The organism is Shinella sp. WSJ-2 (assembly GCF_003432075.1).
In the GTDB taxonomy this organism is placed as follows: domain Bacteria; phylum Pseudomonadota; class Alphaproteobacteria; order Rhizobiales; family Rhizobiaceae; genus Shinella.
Map to the genome: position 1 here is coordinate 62,244 of NZ_QWBU01000007.1, position 13,530 is coordinate 75,773.

At 64.1% G+C, this 13,530-nt stretch carries 12 protein-coding genes and 1 pseudogene; 5 read left to right on the top strand and 8 right to left on the bottom strand.

Features of this window, described 5'->3' with window-relative positions; all coding sequences use genetic code 11:
* The first annotated feature begins 128 nt into the window (after positions 1-128).
* The gene (locus tag D0Y60_RS16380; RefSeq protein ID WP_117371040.1) at positions 129-1,757 is read left to right on the top strand and encodes a CTP synthase; all 1,629 of its coding nucleotides are present in this window, start codon (positions 129-131) and stop codon (positions 1,755-1,757) included.
* Positions 1,758-1,810: 53 nt separating this feature from the next.
* On the opposite strand, the gene D0Y60_RS16385 is transcribed toward D0Y60_RS16380, so the two are convergent.
* Together D0Y60_RS16385 and D0Y60_RS16390 are read right to left on the bottom strand one after the other, a co-directional pair.
* On the bottom strand, positions 1,811-3,172 hold the full coding sequence (locus D0Y60_RS16385; protein WP_117371041.1) for an MATE family efflux transporter: 1,362 nt from the start codon (positions 3,170-3,172) through the stop codon (positions 1,811-1,813).
* A 218-nt stretch (positions 3,173-3,390) separates the two neighbouring features.
* On the bottom strand, positions 3,391-4,614 hold the full coding sequence (locus D0Y60_RS16390) for an MFS transporter (RefSeq protein WP_117371042.1): 1,224 nt from the start codon (positions 4,612-4,614) through the stop codon (positions 3,391-3,393).
* 118 nt (positions 4,615-4,732) lie between these two features.
* Between D0Y60_RS16390 and D0Y60_RS16395 the strand changes: the two genes are divergently transcribed.
* Positions 4,733-5,323, top strand: coding sequence for a TetR/AcrR family transcriptional regulator (locus D0Y60_RS16395; protein ID WP_117371043.1), 591 nt, complete (start codon positions 4,733-4,735; stop codon positions 5,321-5,323).
* 6 nt (positions 5,324-5,329) lie between these two features.
* Here D0Y60_RS16395 and D0Y60_RS16400 read toward each other — a convergent pair whose 3' ends face one another.
* Complete coding sequence (locus tag D0Y60_RS16400) at positions 5,330-6,481, bottom strand: ceramide glucosyltransferase (RefSeq protein WP_117371044.1); 1,152 nt, start codon at positions 6,479-6,481, stop codon at positions 5,330-5,332.
* Between the two features lie 146 nt (positions 6,482-6,627).
* Complete coding sequence (locus tag D0Y60_RS16405; protein ID WP_117371185.1) at positions 6,628-7,173, bottom strand: isochorismatase family protein; 546 nt, start codon at positions 7,171-7,173, stop codon at positions 6,628-6,630.
* A 96-nt stretch (positions 7,174-7,269) separates the two neighbouring features.
* On the opposite strand from D0Y60_RS16405, the gene D0Y60_RS16410 reads away from it, so the two are divergent.
* Positions 7,270-8,229, top strand: a complete 960-nt coding sequence (locus D0Y60_RS16410) for a GlxA family transcriptional regulator (protein WP_117371045.1) — start codon at positions 7,270-7,272, stop codon at positions 8,227-8,229.
* A 65-nt stretch (positions 8,230-8,294) separates the two neighbouring features.
* Here D0Y60_RS16410 and D0Y60_RS16415 read toward each other — a convergent pair whose 3' ends face one another.
* A complete protein-coding gene (locus D0Y60_RS16415; RefSeq protein ID WP_117371046.1) occupies positions 8,295-8,588 on the bottom strand; it encodes a hypothetical protein in 294 nt (97 codons plus the stop codon).
* A 38-nt stretch (positions 8,589-8,626) separates the two neighbouring features.
* On the opposite strand from D0Y60_RS16415, the pseudogene D0Y60_RS16420 reads away from it, so the two are divergent.
* Positions 8,627-8,893, top strand: a pseudogene (locus D0Y60_RS16420) (transposase); the annotation flags it as partial.
* 117 nt (positions 8,894-9,010) lie between these two features.
* Here D0Y60_RS16420 and D0Y60_RS16425 read toward each other — a convergent pair.
* The 3 genes from D0Y60_RS16425 to D0Y60_RS16435 form a co-directional block, all read right to left on the bottom strand.
* On the bottom strand, positions 9,011-10,417 hold the full coding sequence (locus D0Y60_RS16425) for a bifunctional serine/threonine-protein kinase/universal stress protein (RefSeq protein WP_117371047.1): 1,407 nt from the start codon (positions 10,415-10,417) through the stop codon (positions 9,011-9,013).
* Entirely contained in the window at positions 10,417-11,157 is a 741-nt protein-coding gene (locus tag D0Y60_RS16430) for a metallophosphoesterase family protein (protein WP_117371186.1), read from the bottom strand. Before D0Y60_RS16430 ends, D0Y60_RS16425 begins: the two co-directional genes overlap by 1 nt.
* A gap of 97 nt (positions 11,158-11,254) precedes the next feature.
* The gene (locus D0Y60_RS16435) at positions 11,255-12,532 is read right to left on the bottom strand and encodes an FAD-binding oxidoreductase (RefSeq protein ID WP_245409209.1); all 1,278 of its coding nucleotides are present in this window, start codon (positions 12,530-12,532) and stop codon (positions 11,255-11,257) included.
* Between the two features lie 104 nt (positions 12,533-12,636).
* On the opposite strand from D0Y60_RS16435, the gene D0Y60_RS16440 reads away from it, so the two are divergent.
* On the top strand, positions 12,637-13,530 hold the full coding sequence (locus D0Y60_RS16440) for a VOC family protein (protein WP_117371049.1): 894 nt from the start codon (positions 12,637-12,639) through the stop codon (positions 13,528-13,530).

Below are 13,530 nucleotides of genomic sequence, written 5' to 3' on the forward strand. Positions count from 1 at the left end.
AAACCGGCCGGTTGGATCAATCCAACCGGCCTTCTTCTGTGTAAAACGCCGATTGCGACTTCCGAAATCACGAGCAAGGTGATTTTTCGGTGGCGGAATCGATTTTGAAAAGGTATCCGGTGACTCCCATGGCGCGATATGTATTCATCACAGGCGGCGTGGTTTCTTCCCTCGGAAAAGGCATCGCAGCCGCTGCACTCGGAGCTCTCCTTCAGGCCCGCGGTTACCGCGTCCGCCTCCGGAAGCTGGACCCCTATCTCAATGTCGATCCGGGCACCATGAGCCCGACGCAGCACGGTGAGGTGTTCGTCACCGACGACGGTGCGGAAACCGACCTTGACCTCGGCCACTACGAGCGCTTTACCGGCCGCTCTGCCACCAAGACCGATAACATCACCACCGGTCGCATCTACAAGAACATCATCGACAAGGAACGCCGCGGCGACTATCTCGGCGCGACCGTGCAGGTCATTCCGCACGTCACCAACGAAATCAAGAACTTCGTCACTGAAGGCAATGACGACTACGATTTCGTCATCTGCGAGATCGGCGGCACGGTGGGTGATATCGAGGCGATGCCGTTCATGGAGGCGATCCGCCAGCTCGGCAACGATCTGCCGCGCGGTACCGCCGTCTATGTCCACCTGACGCTGATGCCCTATATCCCTGCTGCTGGCGAGCTGAAGACCAAGCCGACTCAGCACTCCGTCAAGGAGTTGCAGGCCATGGGCATCCACCCGGACATCCTGCTGGTGCGCGCCGACCGCGAAATCCCGGAAGCCGAGCGGAAGAAGCTGTCGCTGTTCTGCAACGTGCGGGCGACGGCCGTGATCCAGGCGCTCGACGTCTCCTCGATATACGACGTGCCGCTCGCCTATCACAAGGAAGGCCTGGACGACGAGGTGCTGGCCGCCTTTGGTATTGAACCGGCGCCGAAGCCGCGTCTCGACGCCTGGCAGAAGGTTTCCGATCGCATCAAGACGCCCGAGGGCGAGGTGACGATCGCCATCGTCGGCAAGTACACCGGCCTCAAGGACGCCTACAAGTCGCTGATCGAGGCGCTGTATCACGGCGGCATCGCCAACCACGTGAAAGTCAAGCTCGAGTGGATCGAGTCGGAAGTCTTCGAAAAGGAGGATCCGGCGCCTTATCTGGAGAAGGTGCATGGCATCCTCGTCCCGGGCGGTTTCGGCGAGCGCGGCTCGGAAGGCAAGATCAACGCGGCGCGCTTCGCCCGCGAGCGCAAGGTGCCGTATTTCGGCATCTGCTTCGGCATGCAGATGGCGGTCGTGGAAGCGGCGCGCAATCTCGCCGGCATCGAGAAGGCATCCTCCACCGAATTCGGCAAGACCGCCGAACCCGTCGTCGGCCTGATGACGGAATGGGTGAAGGGCAACGAACTCGAAAAGCGGTCCGCTGCCGGCGACCTCGGGGGCACGATGCGCCTCGGCGCCTATCGCGCGGCGCTGAAGGGCGGCACGAAGATCGCCGACATCTACGGCTCGACCGACATTTCCGAGCGCCACCGCCACCGCTACGAAGTGAACGTCGATTACAAGCAGCGGCTGGAAAACTGCGGCCTTGTCTTCTCCGGCATGTCGCCGGACGGCGTTCTGCCGGAGACGGTGGAATACCCGGATCATCCGTGGTTCATCGGCGTCCAGTACCACCCGGAACTGAAGAGCCGCCCGCTCGACCCGCATCCTCTCTTCGCAAGCTTCGTCGAAGCGGCACTGGAACAGAGCCGCCTCGTCTGAGTGTAGCAATCTCGTTTTGAGAACCGCCCGGTGCCGCAAGCACCGGGCGGTTTTTATTGGGCGCCCGCGCGCCGCGTTGCTTGCCGTAACGTGACGGCTGTAAGGGCAAGCAGCAACGCATCTGCCGCCGGCATGGCGAACCAGATGCCGCTTTCTCCGAACAGCGTGGTCAGGGCTAGCACAAGCGGCATGGTGAAGAGATAGGGTTTTGCGAGGCTCAGCAAGGCCGCGCGTTTCGCATCGCCAATCGCCTGAAAGGAGCCGGCAATGACCATGAGCGGGCCGGAGACGATGTAGAGCGCTGCCATGATCGGCATGATGCGCGTCACCGCGGAGATGACTGACGCATCCGCGACGAACAGGCCGGCAATCTGGACGGGCATAGTGACGAGCAGGATTTCGATGCAGAGGCAATAGACGAGCACGGCGACGAGGCCGAGGCGCAGCACCGCATTGGCGCGCTGCGTCAGGCCGGCACCATGGTTGTTGCCGAGGATCGTCTGCACGGCCTGGCTCATGCCGAGCAGTGGTAGATAGGCGAAGGTCAGGATGCGGGTGACGATGCCATAGGCCGTGACCAGTGTTTCATATGCGCTGCCTGCCGAGATTTGCAGGGCGGCGATGACCGCGGCGGATGCGAGCGCGAGACCGATGAAGCCGAGGCTTTGCGGTGCGCCAAGCGTCAGGATGCCGCGTGTCGATTCGGACAGACGGGACGGTTTGCCCAGGATGTCCGCGAGGCGCAGGTTCGTCTTCCCGACAGTCCTGAACACCAAGAGAAAGCCGAGCGCCAAGAGTTGCGCCAACACGGTTCCGAGCGCGGAGCCGGTGACGCCAAGGTCGAACCCCACGATCAGGATATAGTTGAAGGCCAGGTTGGCGAGCGAGACGAAGAGGCTCGCCAGCGCCATCAGCCCGACGCGCCCCTCGCAGCGAAGCGCATCGACATTGACGGCCAGCAGCAGTTGGAGCGGCGAGAAGTAGACGACGATTGCGATATAGCGATAGGCCAAGATTTCGAGCACCGGCGCGCCATTGGCGATGGCGGCGATGAGGGCGGGACCAACGGCGAGGAAGGCCAGGATGAAGGCCGCGCCGATGGCCAGTGCCAGCCAGTGGGCAGCGGCGAAGACGCTGCGGGCCGCCGGCAGGTCGCCCGCGCCCAGACGACGGGCGAGCAGGCTCGCCATACCGCTGCCGACGAGGGTTGCAAGCGCCACCAGCAGCATGAAGATGGGAAAGACCGCCGTGACAGCGGCGACGGCCTCCGGCCCGGCATAGAGGCCAAGCATCACGGCATCCATGATGGTCAGAAGCCCGTTCATGCTCATGACGAAGACGATGGGTGCGGCCGTCCTGGCGAAAAGCGCGCCGAGTGGCGTGGTCAGAAATGGGTTGGAATGGTCTTGCGACATCCCGCTCTCCTCATATGCATTTCGATGGGAGGGAGGAGCTCGCATTGCCTGCCGCACGAAATGCTTCGAGGGTCGGGGTCGTCCAAGATCAGATTTCACCGGGACTTTCGTCTGCGAGCGGCAGGTATCTGAAACCTTGATGTGCTCGTTACCGGTGCGGCACGATGGCGTCAAGCCGTGAGCGTGAAGGCCCGGCGCGGTGGCCGGGCCTTGCGGGCCTATTCGGCGGCCTGCGGCAGCGGGCAGACGTCGCCGTCGCAATCCTCGCCGGCAAGCGAGCGCTGGCCGAGCGCGATGGTCAAGGTAGCGCTGGCACCGGCGACGACGGAGACCCAGAAGCCGTGGTGCGGGCCGAATGTGTCGACGGCCCATCCCGCAACGAAAGCGCCCAGCGCCATGCCGATCCCGATACCGGTCGTGACCCAGGTGACGCCTTCCGTCAGCATGGCCTCGGGCACGCGGCGTTCGACGATGCCGAAGGCGGTGATGAAGGTCGGCGAGATGGCGACGCCGCTGACGAAGACGGCGACGGCGAGCAGCGGCACCGAGCCGGCAAAGGGCAGCGGCAAGGCGGTGAGCGCCAGAATGGTGACGGCGATCATCAGCTGCTTCTGCAAGGCCAGTTTCGGGTTCAGAGCACCGAGCACGAGGCCGACGACGAAGGAGCCGATGGCATAGACGCCGATGACGAGGCTTGCGGCATTCGGCTGGCCGAGATCCTTGGTGATGGCGACCGCGCTGACTTCGGCCGTGGCGAAAGTGGCGCCGACGAAGACAAGCGCGAGCGTGATGATCTGGATCGGGCGCAGGCGGATGGCCGACTTCTGCGGCGCGCTGCCGACGACATGGCGGACAGTGGGTTCCGTTCCCCGTTGCAGCACGAAGGCGAGGGTGCCGAGCGCCAGGAAGGCGGTGCTGATCAGCATGCCGGCCTCCGGGAAGAGTGCGACGGCAAGGCCGACCGAGAGCGACGCGCCGGCAATATAGACCAGCTCGTCGGCCGCCGATTCGAAGGCGAAGGCGGTGTTGAGCTCCGGACGATCGCGGAAGAGTTCGGTCCAGCGGGCGCGCAGCATGGCGGGCATGCTGGGCATGGCGGCGGCAAGCAGCGCGGAGGCAAACAGTGTCCAGACCGGCCAGCCCTGGTTTGCAGCGGCAATCAGCGTGAGGAAGGCGACGACGGAGACGATGGTCGTCGGCGTCAGCACGGCCGACTGGCCGTAGCGATCGACGGCGCGGGAGATCTGCGGGGCGATCAGGGCGTTGGTCAGCGCATAGGTCGCCGAAACGGCGCCGGCGAGCCAATATTCACCATGGGTCTGCGACAGCATGGCGACAATACCGATCGGCGCCATGGCGATGGGAAGGCGGGCGAGAAAGCCGGCGGCGGAGAACCCCTTGGTTCCCGGCACGCTGAAAATTTCCTTGTACGGGTTGGACATGGCCTGCTCCTGTAAACGGGCGGTTCCACCACTTACATACGTGGCGTATATCCAGGAAATAGTTGCATACGTGGCGTATGTCAAATAAAATACGCAACGTATGTGAATAGGAGATGCCATGCGCAAACCGCGCGAGGAAATGATTGCCGAAACAAGGGCAAAGCTGATTGCCGCCGGCCGCCGGGCCTTCGGTACGGTCGGCTATGCCGATGCGTCCATGGATGATTTTACCGCAAGCGCCGGGCTGACGCGTGGCGCGCTCTACCATCATTTCGGCGACAAGAAGGGGCTGCTCCAGGCCGTGATGCGCGAAATCGACGCGGAGATGACAGTGCGGCTCAACCGGATCTCGGCGGCCGCGCCCAACCGCTGGCAAGGTTTTGTCGATGAATGCGTCGCCTATATCGAAATGGCGCTGGAGCCGGAAATCCAGCGCATCATGTTCCGCGATGGGCCGGCGGTGCTGGGCGATGTCTCGCAATGGCCGACGAGCCGGGGCTGTATCGCCGCACTCAGCCGCAGCATCGACCAGCTGAAGGCGGAGGGAACGATGGCCGAGATCGACACCGAAGCCGCCGCCCGCCTGATCAATGGCGCCAGCAGCCATGCGGCGCTCTGGATCGCAAATTCGGACGATCCGGAAGATACGTCCAAGCGCGCCGTGCGCGGCTTCCGCACCGTGCTGGACGGTCTGCGCGCCAAAGCTTGAGGCGCGTCAGGAGCCCGCCGGAGCTTCCTTGAGTTCGCAGGCTTCGGTGCCGATCGTCATTGTGTTGCCGCGCCAGTCGATGGTGCCGCCGATCCAGGCGCGCAGCCAGATGGCCGGCATCATGATATCGCGCACCATCATCGCCGGCACGGACCAGCGCGACAGATGCCAGCCCTTGGAGCGCGCAAGGGCCAATTCCGGCAGGTAGATGCCGGCCAGAACCATCAGGACGGCGGGCAGAAGCGTCATCTCGCCAAGGGCCACGGCGACGAGCGCAAGCAGCAGCGGCGGCAGCACGCCCAGCAGAATTTCCGGCGCGAAGAAGCTCGGGAAGGTGACGCGGCGCAGGCGCGACCAGCGGGCCTGTCGCGACCAGATCTCCTGTTCGGTACGGCGGCCGAGTGGCTGCTCGAACGGGGAGGAGACGAGATGGACCTTCAGGCCGAGCCGATTCACCAGTTTGGTGGAGGCGGCGTCTTCGGCGATTTCGGCATTCAGCGCATGGATGCCGCCGTTTGCATCGAGCATCGGCTTGTACCAGAGCATGCTCTTGCCCTGCGCAAAGCCCAGCCCGAGGGCCTCGCCGGCATATTGCCAGCGCGCCTGCTGGGTGTTGAGGAACATGCATTCCACCTCCGCCCAGAAACCCTCCGGGCGCGAGCCGAGCGGCGTGGAGCAGACGAGGCCGGTGCTGTTGCGCCAGCTGCCCATGAGATGCTGGATGTAGTCCGCCGGCATCAGCACGTTGGAATCGGCGAGGATTACCCAGTCGTATCGCGCGGCCTGCCAGCCCTTCACGCAATTGTTCAGCTTCGGATTGGCGCTGATGCGGTCGTCGCCGATCAGGATGCGCATCTCGATTTCGGGATGGGCGGCGGCGGTCTTTTCGATGAGCGGGATGATCGGATCGTTGCCTTGGGCGACGCAGAACAGCAGCTCATAGCGCGGCCAGGAGAGACGGAAGGCCCGCTCCAGCGTTTCGCCGGTAAAATTCTCGATGCCGCGAACGGGGATGACGATGGAGACCGGCGGCTTCTTGCGCAGGTCCGGCGGCGGCGCGCCCATGGCATCCAGCCGCCTGCCGGCAATGAGGATGCTCGCGAGATTGGTCGCGACGAGAGCGCCCGAAGCGAGGGCGAAGGCCTGGGCCATGTCCATTCACGCAGTCTCCGAAAGGCGCCACGCTTTCTGGCGGCGGCCGGGTGCATTCATGCGCGAAGGAACACCATTGTCATATGACAGGGGAATGACGGGCAGGGTTTCTCCCCTCCGCTAGGACACGAAGGGGATGGAAAGAGGGCGCTTTACGACAGGTATTCCGCCGTCGTCGTGACCTTGCCGTAGCCGAATTCCAGCGCCGACATGATGGTGGCGTGCACCTGGGCGGCCGGCACGACCGAATCGCCGAAAGCCTTGTCGCGCGTGGCGCAGGCATCGTGCACCACCGTCAGGTCATAACCGAGATCGGCGGCGGCGCGGGCGGTGGCGTCGATGCAGACGTCGCTCATGGCGCCCAGGACGACGACCTCCTCGATGCCGCCGGCCTTGAGCCTGTCCTGAAGAACGGTGTCGCGGAAGGAATTGGGGTAGTTCTTGATGACGACGGTATCGCCGGCTTCCGGCTTCACCGCGGCGATTGGCTCGATGCCATCCGTGTTGGGCGCGAAGAGCGGCGAATCGGCTTCCAGCGAGACGTGATGGACATGGACGATCGTGTCGCCGCGGCAGCGGGCGGCCGCGACGACACGGGCGGCATTGTCGGCTGCGGCGTCGATGCCTTCAAGCGCGAAGCTGCCGGTGGCGAGATAATCCTTCTGGAGATCGACGATGATGACGGCGCGTTTGCTCATGGCAAATCCTTCCTCGGTTGATGTCATGGACATTCTTCCGCCATCCTGCCATCTCTCGCCATTGGCGATACCGACATAATCAAGGGTGAAAGTGACATGGTCTCCTCGGCCGAAATCGGACTGGTGATCTATCCCGGCGCACAGATGGCGGCCGTGCTTGGCATGACCGACCTTTTCAATTCGGCGACCCGTATGGCACAGCGGAAATGCGGGGCGGGGGCGAAAATCCGAGTCAGCCACTGGCGACTGGAGGACGGCAGGCCGGTGCGGACGGATGCAAGCGATGCGACGGATGCGGCCACGCAGCCGGCCGTGCTGGTGCTGCCGCCGGCGCTTGGCGATGCGATCCGGCGCGAGGAGGCGGCGCCCTTTGCCGCCTGGCTGCGCGAATGCCATGCCTCCGGCATCCAGCTCGCCTCGATCTGCGCCGGCGCCTTCGTGCTTGGCGAGACGGGCCTGCTTTCCGGCCGCACGATCACCACCAACTGGGTGATCGCCGAAACCTTCGAACTGCGCTTTCCCGACGTGACCGTCGATACGGACCGGCTGCTCAGCGAGGACGGCGATATCGTCACGGCCGGCGGCGTGATGGCCTGGGTCGATCTCGGGCTGAAGCTGATCGACCGCTTTCTCGGGCCGACGATCATGCTGGAAGTCGCCCGGCAGTTCGTCGTCGATCCGCCCGGCCGCGAGCAGCGCTATTACAGCACCTTCTCGCCGCGTCTGCTGCATGGCGATGCGGCGATCCTCAAGGTGCAGCATTTCCTTCAGGCGAACGAGGCGCGGGAAACCGCGATCGATGTGCTGGCCGCGCAGGCGGGGCTGGAGGAGCGGACGTTTCTGCGGCGTTTCCGCAAGGCGACGGGGCTGACAACCTCGGATTATTGCCAGCGCCTGCGCGTTGCCAAGGCGCAGGAACTGTTGCAGTTCACCACCCGCTCGGTGGACAGCGTCGCCGTCGATGTCGGCTACAACGATCCCGGCGCGTTCCGGAAGGTTTTTGGCCGCATCGTCGGGTTGACGCCGGGCGATTATCGCAAGCGTTTCCGGTCCTAGAATCTGTCGTGTTCAGGATGAATCCATAAATCGGATTCTTTCGGATCGGGGAAGACGCCGTTGGGCTATGGTTGTGCGTCCCAGCCATCCTGGTATTTCGTCCAAGGTTGGCCACTGGCAACGCGTGTTGCCGACCAGCCTGGAGGAAGGCTGGCTATTTCTTCAAGGTAAGGATGTCGTTCGATGACCTCTGACATAGCCACAACGAGCGCCATTGCCATGTCGGTTGAGGCCTCGTTCATAAACGCCCAGGAGCCGTCGTCTTCGTAATGCGTCACGATGAGGACCGGATGACCGTCGATCACGGATTGGCACGTGATACAGGCCACGGTCGGTGCTTGATCGAACTTCCAACTCATAGTCTTCCTATCCGGCTAAATTCTGATTCAGCGTCGGTATGAGTCGATATGACCTGACCGATTTCGAGTGGCGTGTGATCGAACCGCTCCTGCCCAAAAGACCACGAGGCGTGCTGCGTGTCGATGACCGGCAGGTGCTGAACCACATCTTCTAGGTGTTGCGGCCCGGTGTGCCCTGACGCGACCTGCCCGAACGCTACCGGCCTCGCCCCACCTGTTACAACCGCTTCGTGAGGTGACGGAAGGCAGGCGTATGGGATCGGATGATGGACGCCATCACCGCTGCCCACGACGGGACATCCAGATGATCGACAGCACTTCCGACGCATCGCCAACCGTTACAAGAAGCTCGCTTAAAACTTCCTCGCAATGGTTAAGCCTGCCTTCGTGCGGCCGTGGCTCCGCTTCAATGAGTTTGCGACCTAGTTTTCCGGGCGCGTGCGGTTGCGCACCACGGTGACGGTGCAGGGCGCATGGGCCGCTACCTCGCCGGAGACGCTGCCGAGCATCGAGCGCATCGCCGATTCGGCGCGCGCGCCCATCACGATGTGATCGACATAGTTTTCGCGGGCATAGGCGAGGATGGCGTCGGCCGGCGAGACGGCCTCCAGCACATGGAAGGTGATGCCGCCGCCGGGTGTCGGCAGGCCGGTCGACCAGGCGCGTAATTCGACGAGCCGCATGACGTGTTTGTTGCGGCCCTCCTCGTCGAGCGAGGTATCGAGCGCGATGCGGTTGATCTTCAGCACGTTGAGGCAGGCGATGCGGGCGTCCGGCGTGTTCTCGATGATGCGCGCGACGGTCCGGCGCTTCGCTTCGTCCAGATCCGGCGTACTACCCGAAAGGTTGATCGCGACCGCGACGATGGGCGCATTGGCAAGCTGCGCTTCCGCCGTCTGCGGCTTGACCGTCTCGATCGGCACGGGATTGAAGCGGCGGCGCAGCACGGTGCCGAAGGCGTCGCGCTTCATCTTCTCCGCCCGCGCGGTGAGCTTGACGGCGGACAGATCCTGCAAGTCGAGCGCGAGCTGTGCCGCACTCGGATAGCGCCAGGCGGGGTTTACCTCCAGGCAGCGCAGGATGATTTCCTGCAGCGCCAGCGGAATGGCGCCATTGCGGGCGCGCGGCGGCAGCGGATCGCGCCAGAGCCGGCGTTTCAGCCCCTTCAGCCGCTGCGGATCGCCGAAGGGGCGTTCGCCGGTCGCGAAGAAATAGAGCATGACGCCGAGCGCGAAGAGATCGCTGCGGAAATCGCTGCGCGTGCCGAGCACCTGTTCAGGCGCCATATAGGGGGCGGTGCCATAGGGCAGGCGGAACTGCTCGTCCATGAGGTCCGGCAGATGGATGTGGCGGGCAAGGCCATAGTCGATCAGCACGGTCTCGCCGCTCTCGCGGAACATCACGTTGGAGGGTTTGAGGTCGAGATGCACGACATGCTGCCGGTGCAGCGAATCGAGTGCGACGGCGACCTTGGCGCCGATGGCGGCGACCTCCTCCGGCGGGAGCGGCAGGCGCTCGAGCAGTGGATAGAGCGAGGTGCCGGGCAGGCGCTCCATGACGATATAGGGCAGGGTAGCAAAATCGCCATTGGCGACGAAGCGCGGCACATGCGGGCCGGTGAGGCGCGGCAGGATCATCTGCTCCATTTCGAAGCCGACGATAGCAGCGGGATCGTCGCCTTCGCCGATGACCGGCACCTTCATCAGGATCGGGCAATCGATATCCGGCCGGGAAACCTGCCAGATACGCGCCATGCCGCCATTGTGCGCGATATCCTCGATGACGAAGCCGTCGATCACCTCGCCGGGTTTCAGGCGCCCCTTCACCATCAGCGGCCCTCGAACAGCCGCTCGGCGAGCGAGACGGGCAGGCCGGCGGCGCGAATCTTGCCCGCAGCGGTCGCGATATCATAGGCTGCGCGCAGGAAACGCAGTTCGGCGCTCCCGGTGTCGTACAGCGCAAAGGCGGCGCAGGGATTGCCGTCACGCGGTTGGCCGACCGCGCCCATGACGGCAAGCCAGCGGCGTTGGGGAAGGAGCGGGACCGGTGTCGCCGCGACGGGACAGAAATGCGTGACCCTGCCGCCGGGTGCCGTGCAATAGAGCGCGGGCTTGTGCACATGGCCGCAGAAACTGACGCGTGCCTCGCAGGCGCCGAGATGCTGGCCGGCATCGCTGGCATCAAGCACATAGTTCCAGTCGGAAGGTGCGCTGGCATCGGCGTGCACGAAGAGGTAGTCGCCCTCGCGCGCCTTGAGGGGCAGGGCGGCGAGGAAGGCGCGGGCATCAGCGCCCAGCTGCCGGCGCGTCCATTCGAGCGCCATCGTCGCCGTCGGGTTCATTGTGACGGAGGCATTGCCGATGGCATCGTCATGGTTGCCGCGCAGCACGATCGCGCCTGATTCCGCCAGGGATCTTGCCGTCTCTGTGCACCATTCGGAATCGGCGCCATAGCCGACGATATCGCCGAGCACGACGAAACGCTCCGCACCCGCTGCCCGCGCCGCCGCCAGCACAGCCTCGAAGGCTTCGCGATTGCCGTGGATATCGGAGAGAATGGCGAGCAGCATGACCGTCCGGATCGTTGCAGGTGCCGGAGCATAACGTGCCTTGCCGCAGGCTGCCATTCAACGGAAGGGGAATATCACGCCGCCGAATTGCGCTCCGTCATGATTTCTCGAAGGCGAAAAGATCCGCGTCGGGATCTTTGTGGCCGGCAATGTCAGCGGAAACGATCTCGGCGGCGATCTGGCTGAAGGTGATGCCGTTGCCGCCGAAGCCCATGACGGCGAAGACATTTGGGAGTTTCGGAACGCGCCCGATCAGCGGCAGACCGGTGCGGGTAATGCCGAAGGGCGCTGCCCAGACATGATCCGGTTCCGGCAGCGTGACGCCCAGCAAAGCCTCCGCCTTGCGGCGGATGATCTTTGCCTTCTGCTTCAGCTTCGTCCGCGAGCCGTAGGCGTCCTCGCTATCCTCGTCTTCGCCGCCGGCAATGAGCCGGCCGTCGCGGGAGCGGCGGAGATAGAGATAGGGATCGGCGCCTTCCCAGACGATGCAGTCCTTTAGCCACGCCGGCAGTTCTATCCCGGGCGGCGTGGCGAGCGCCCAGGTGGAGACGATGGCGTGGTTCTCGTTCGCGACTGTTTCCAGAAATTCGTAGCCGGAGCAGAAGACGGCGTGCCCGGCGGAGAGAATCCTCCCGTCCGACGTCGCAAGAAAGACCTCGTCGGTCGTAGCGCGCACATCGGTGATTTCGAGCGGGCTGACCACTTCGACGCCGCGTGCCATCGCCGCGCGCAAAATACCCGCCGCCATCTGGGCGGGATTGGCGGAGGCGGAGATATCGCTGAGGATGGCGCCGGTGCGATCTATGGCGAAACGCTCGGCTAGCGCCGTGGCATCGAGAAAATCGGCCTCTATACCGGCGGTTTGGCGGTTTTCGACCTCCTTGCGCAGCGCCCGCTGGCCGTAGGTGTCGCCTGTCAGGAAGAGGGTCTTCTTGCGTTCGAAACCGCAGGAAAGGTCAAGATCGGCAACGATCCGCGTGAGCTGCTCGACGGCGCGGGCGGATCGCCGCCAGGCGCGCTGGGCGTTCGGCACACCGATCATTTCCGCGAGCTTGTGCAGTGGGATATCGATCTCGTGCTGGATCATGGCGGTGCTGGCAAGCGTACTGCCATGCACGGGCTTGCGCCTTTCCACGACCAGCACGCGACGCTTTCCGTCTACCAGCGCATGGGCCATCAGCGCCCCGGAAATGCCACCGCCGATGATGATGACATCATAGTCCCGGGCAGCGGGTGTCTGGTGCAGGCGAACGGAGAGGCGCGGTGTGTCTGCCCAGAGCGGGCGGGATTCGTGCAGGGCGCGCTGGCGGGTGAGGTCTGGGGAGGAAGAGATGACTGAACTCCGGGTGAGACGATGCGCAGCAATGGCCGGCAACCGGAAAAGTTCCTCCCGTTCCCTATGGCCACCTTGCGTGCTTGCATTGCGGGCGGAAAGCATGCAAAGCACGGAGCGCCTGAAACACGACCGGATTTTTCGCCATGACCGTGCGTTCGAGAACGCCCCGCCCGATCGACCATCTGGTGCTGCCGGTGTCCGATCTCGGTGTTGCCCGTGACCGGATGACGGCGCTCGGCTTCACAGTCGCCAAGGACGCCCGCCATCCCTTCGGTACGGAAAACTGTTGCGTCTTCCTGTCCGACGGCAGCTATCTGGAACCGCTCGGCATCGCCAATCGCGAGGAATGCGAGGAAGCGGCACGCGATGGCAATACCTTCGTCGCCCGCGACCAGGCTTTCCGTTTCCGCCGCGGCATCGAGGGTTTCTCCGGCATCGCCATGGCGACGAACCATGCCCTTGATGATAACAGGCGCTATGCGGCGGCCGGCCTTTCCGGCGGTTCGGTGCTCGAATTTTCCCGCGACATGCTTCTGCCCGACGGCACCTCCGCGACAGGCAGCTTCCGGCTCGCCTTCGCCGCCGACCTGCGAAGTCCCGATTTCTTCTTCTTCGCGTCGCAGCGCGTCCGGCCGCTGCCATCAGACCGCAAGGCGCTGGAGACGCATGAGAACGGGGTTGTCGCATTGGCCGAGGTCGTCCTGTCGGAACAGAACCCGACGGATTTCCAGTATCTCGTGCAGGAGGCGGCCGATGAGCGCGAGGTCGAGGCGCTGTCCTTCGGCATGTCCGTCGAGACGCCGCGCGGCCGCATCACGATTCTGAACGATGCAGGACTTGAGGGTTTCTACGGCATTCCGCCAGTGGCTGGCGCGGATCGCGGCCTGAAGGGGCGGGCGGTGGTGTTCAAAGTGGCGAGCCTCACGGCCTGTCAGCGCGCGCTTACCGAGCGTGGTGTCATGTTACAGATACGCGACAACCGTATCGTGGTGCCGCCGGCGCCCGGTCAGGGCGTCCATTTTGTCTTCGGAGAATAA

Coding starts and splice junctions, on each gene's coding strand:
- D0Y60_RS16380 (WP_117371040.1), top strand. CDS start 129: ATGGCGCGATATGTATTCATCACAGGCGGCGTGGTTTCTTCCCTCGGA.
- D0Y60_RS16385 (WP_117371041.1), bottom strand. CDS start 3,172: ATGTCGCAAGACCATTCCAACCCATTTCTGACCACGCCACTCGGCGCG.
- D0Y60_RS16390 (WP_117371042.1), bottom strand. CDS start 4,614: ATGTCCAACCCGTACAAGGAAATTTTCAGCGTGCCGGGAACCAAGGGG.
- D0Y60_RS16395 (WP_117371043.1), top strand. CDS start 4,733: ATGCGCAAACCGCGCGAGGAAATGATTGCCGAAACAAGGGCAAAGCTG.
- D0Y60_RS16400 (WP_117371044.1), bottom strand. CDS start 6,481: ATGGACATGGCCCAGGCCTTCGCCCTCGCTTCGGGCGCTCTCGTCGCG.
- D0Y60_RS16405 (WP_117371185.1), bottom strand. CDS start 7,173: ATGAGCAAACGCGCCGTCATCATCGTCGATCTCCAGAAGGATTATCTC.
- D0Y60_RS16410 (WP_117371045.1), top strand. CDS start 7,270: ATGGTCTCCTCGGCCGAAATCGGACTGGTGATCTATCCCGGCGCACAG.
- D0Y60_RS16415 (WP_117371046.1), bottom strand. CDS start 8,588: ATGAGTTGGAAGTTCGATCAAGCACCGACCGTGGCCTGTATCACGTGC.
- D0Y60_RS16425 (WP_117371047.1), bottom strand. CDS start 10,417: ATGGTGAAGGGGCGCCTGAAACCCGGCGAGGTGATCGACGGCTTCGTC.
- D0Y60_RS16430 (WP_117371186.1), bottom strand. CDS start 11,157: ATGCTGCTCGCCATTCTCTCCGATATCCACGGCAATCGCGAAGCCTTC.
- D0Y60_RS16440 (WP_117371049.1), top strand. CDS start 12,637: ATGACCGTGCGTTCGAGAACGCCCCGCCCGATCGACCATCTGGTGCTG.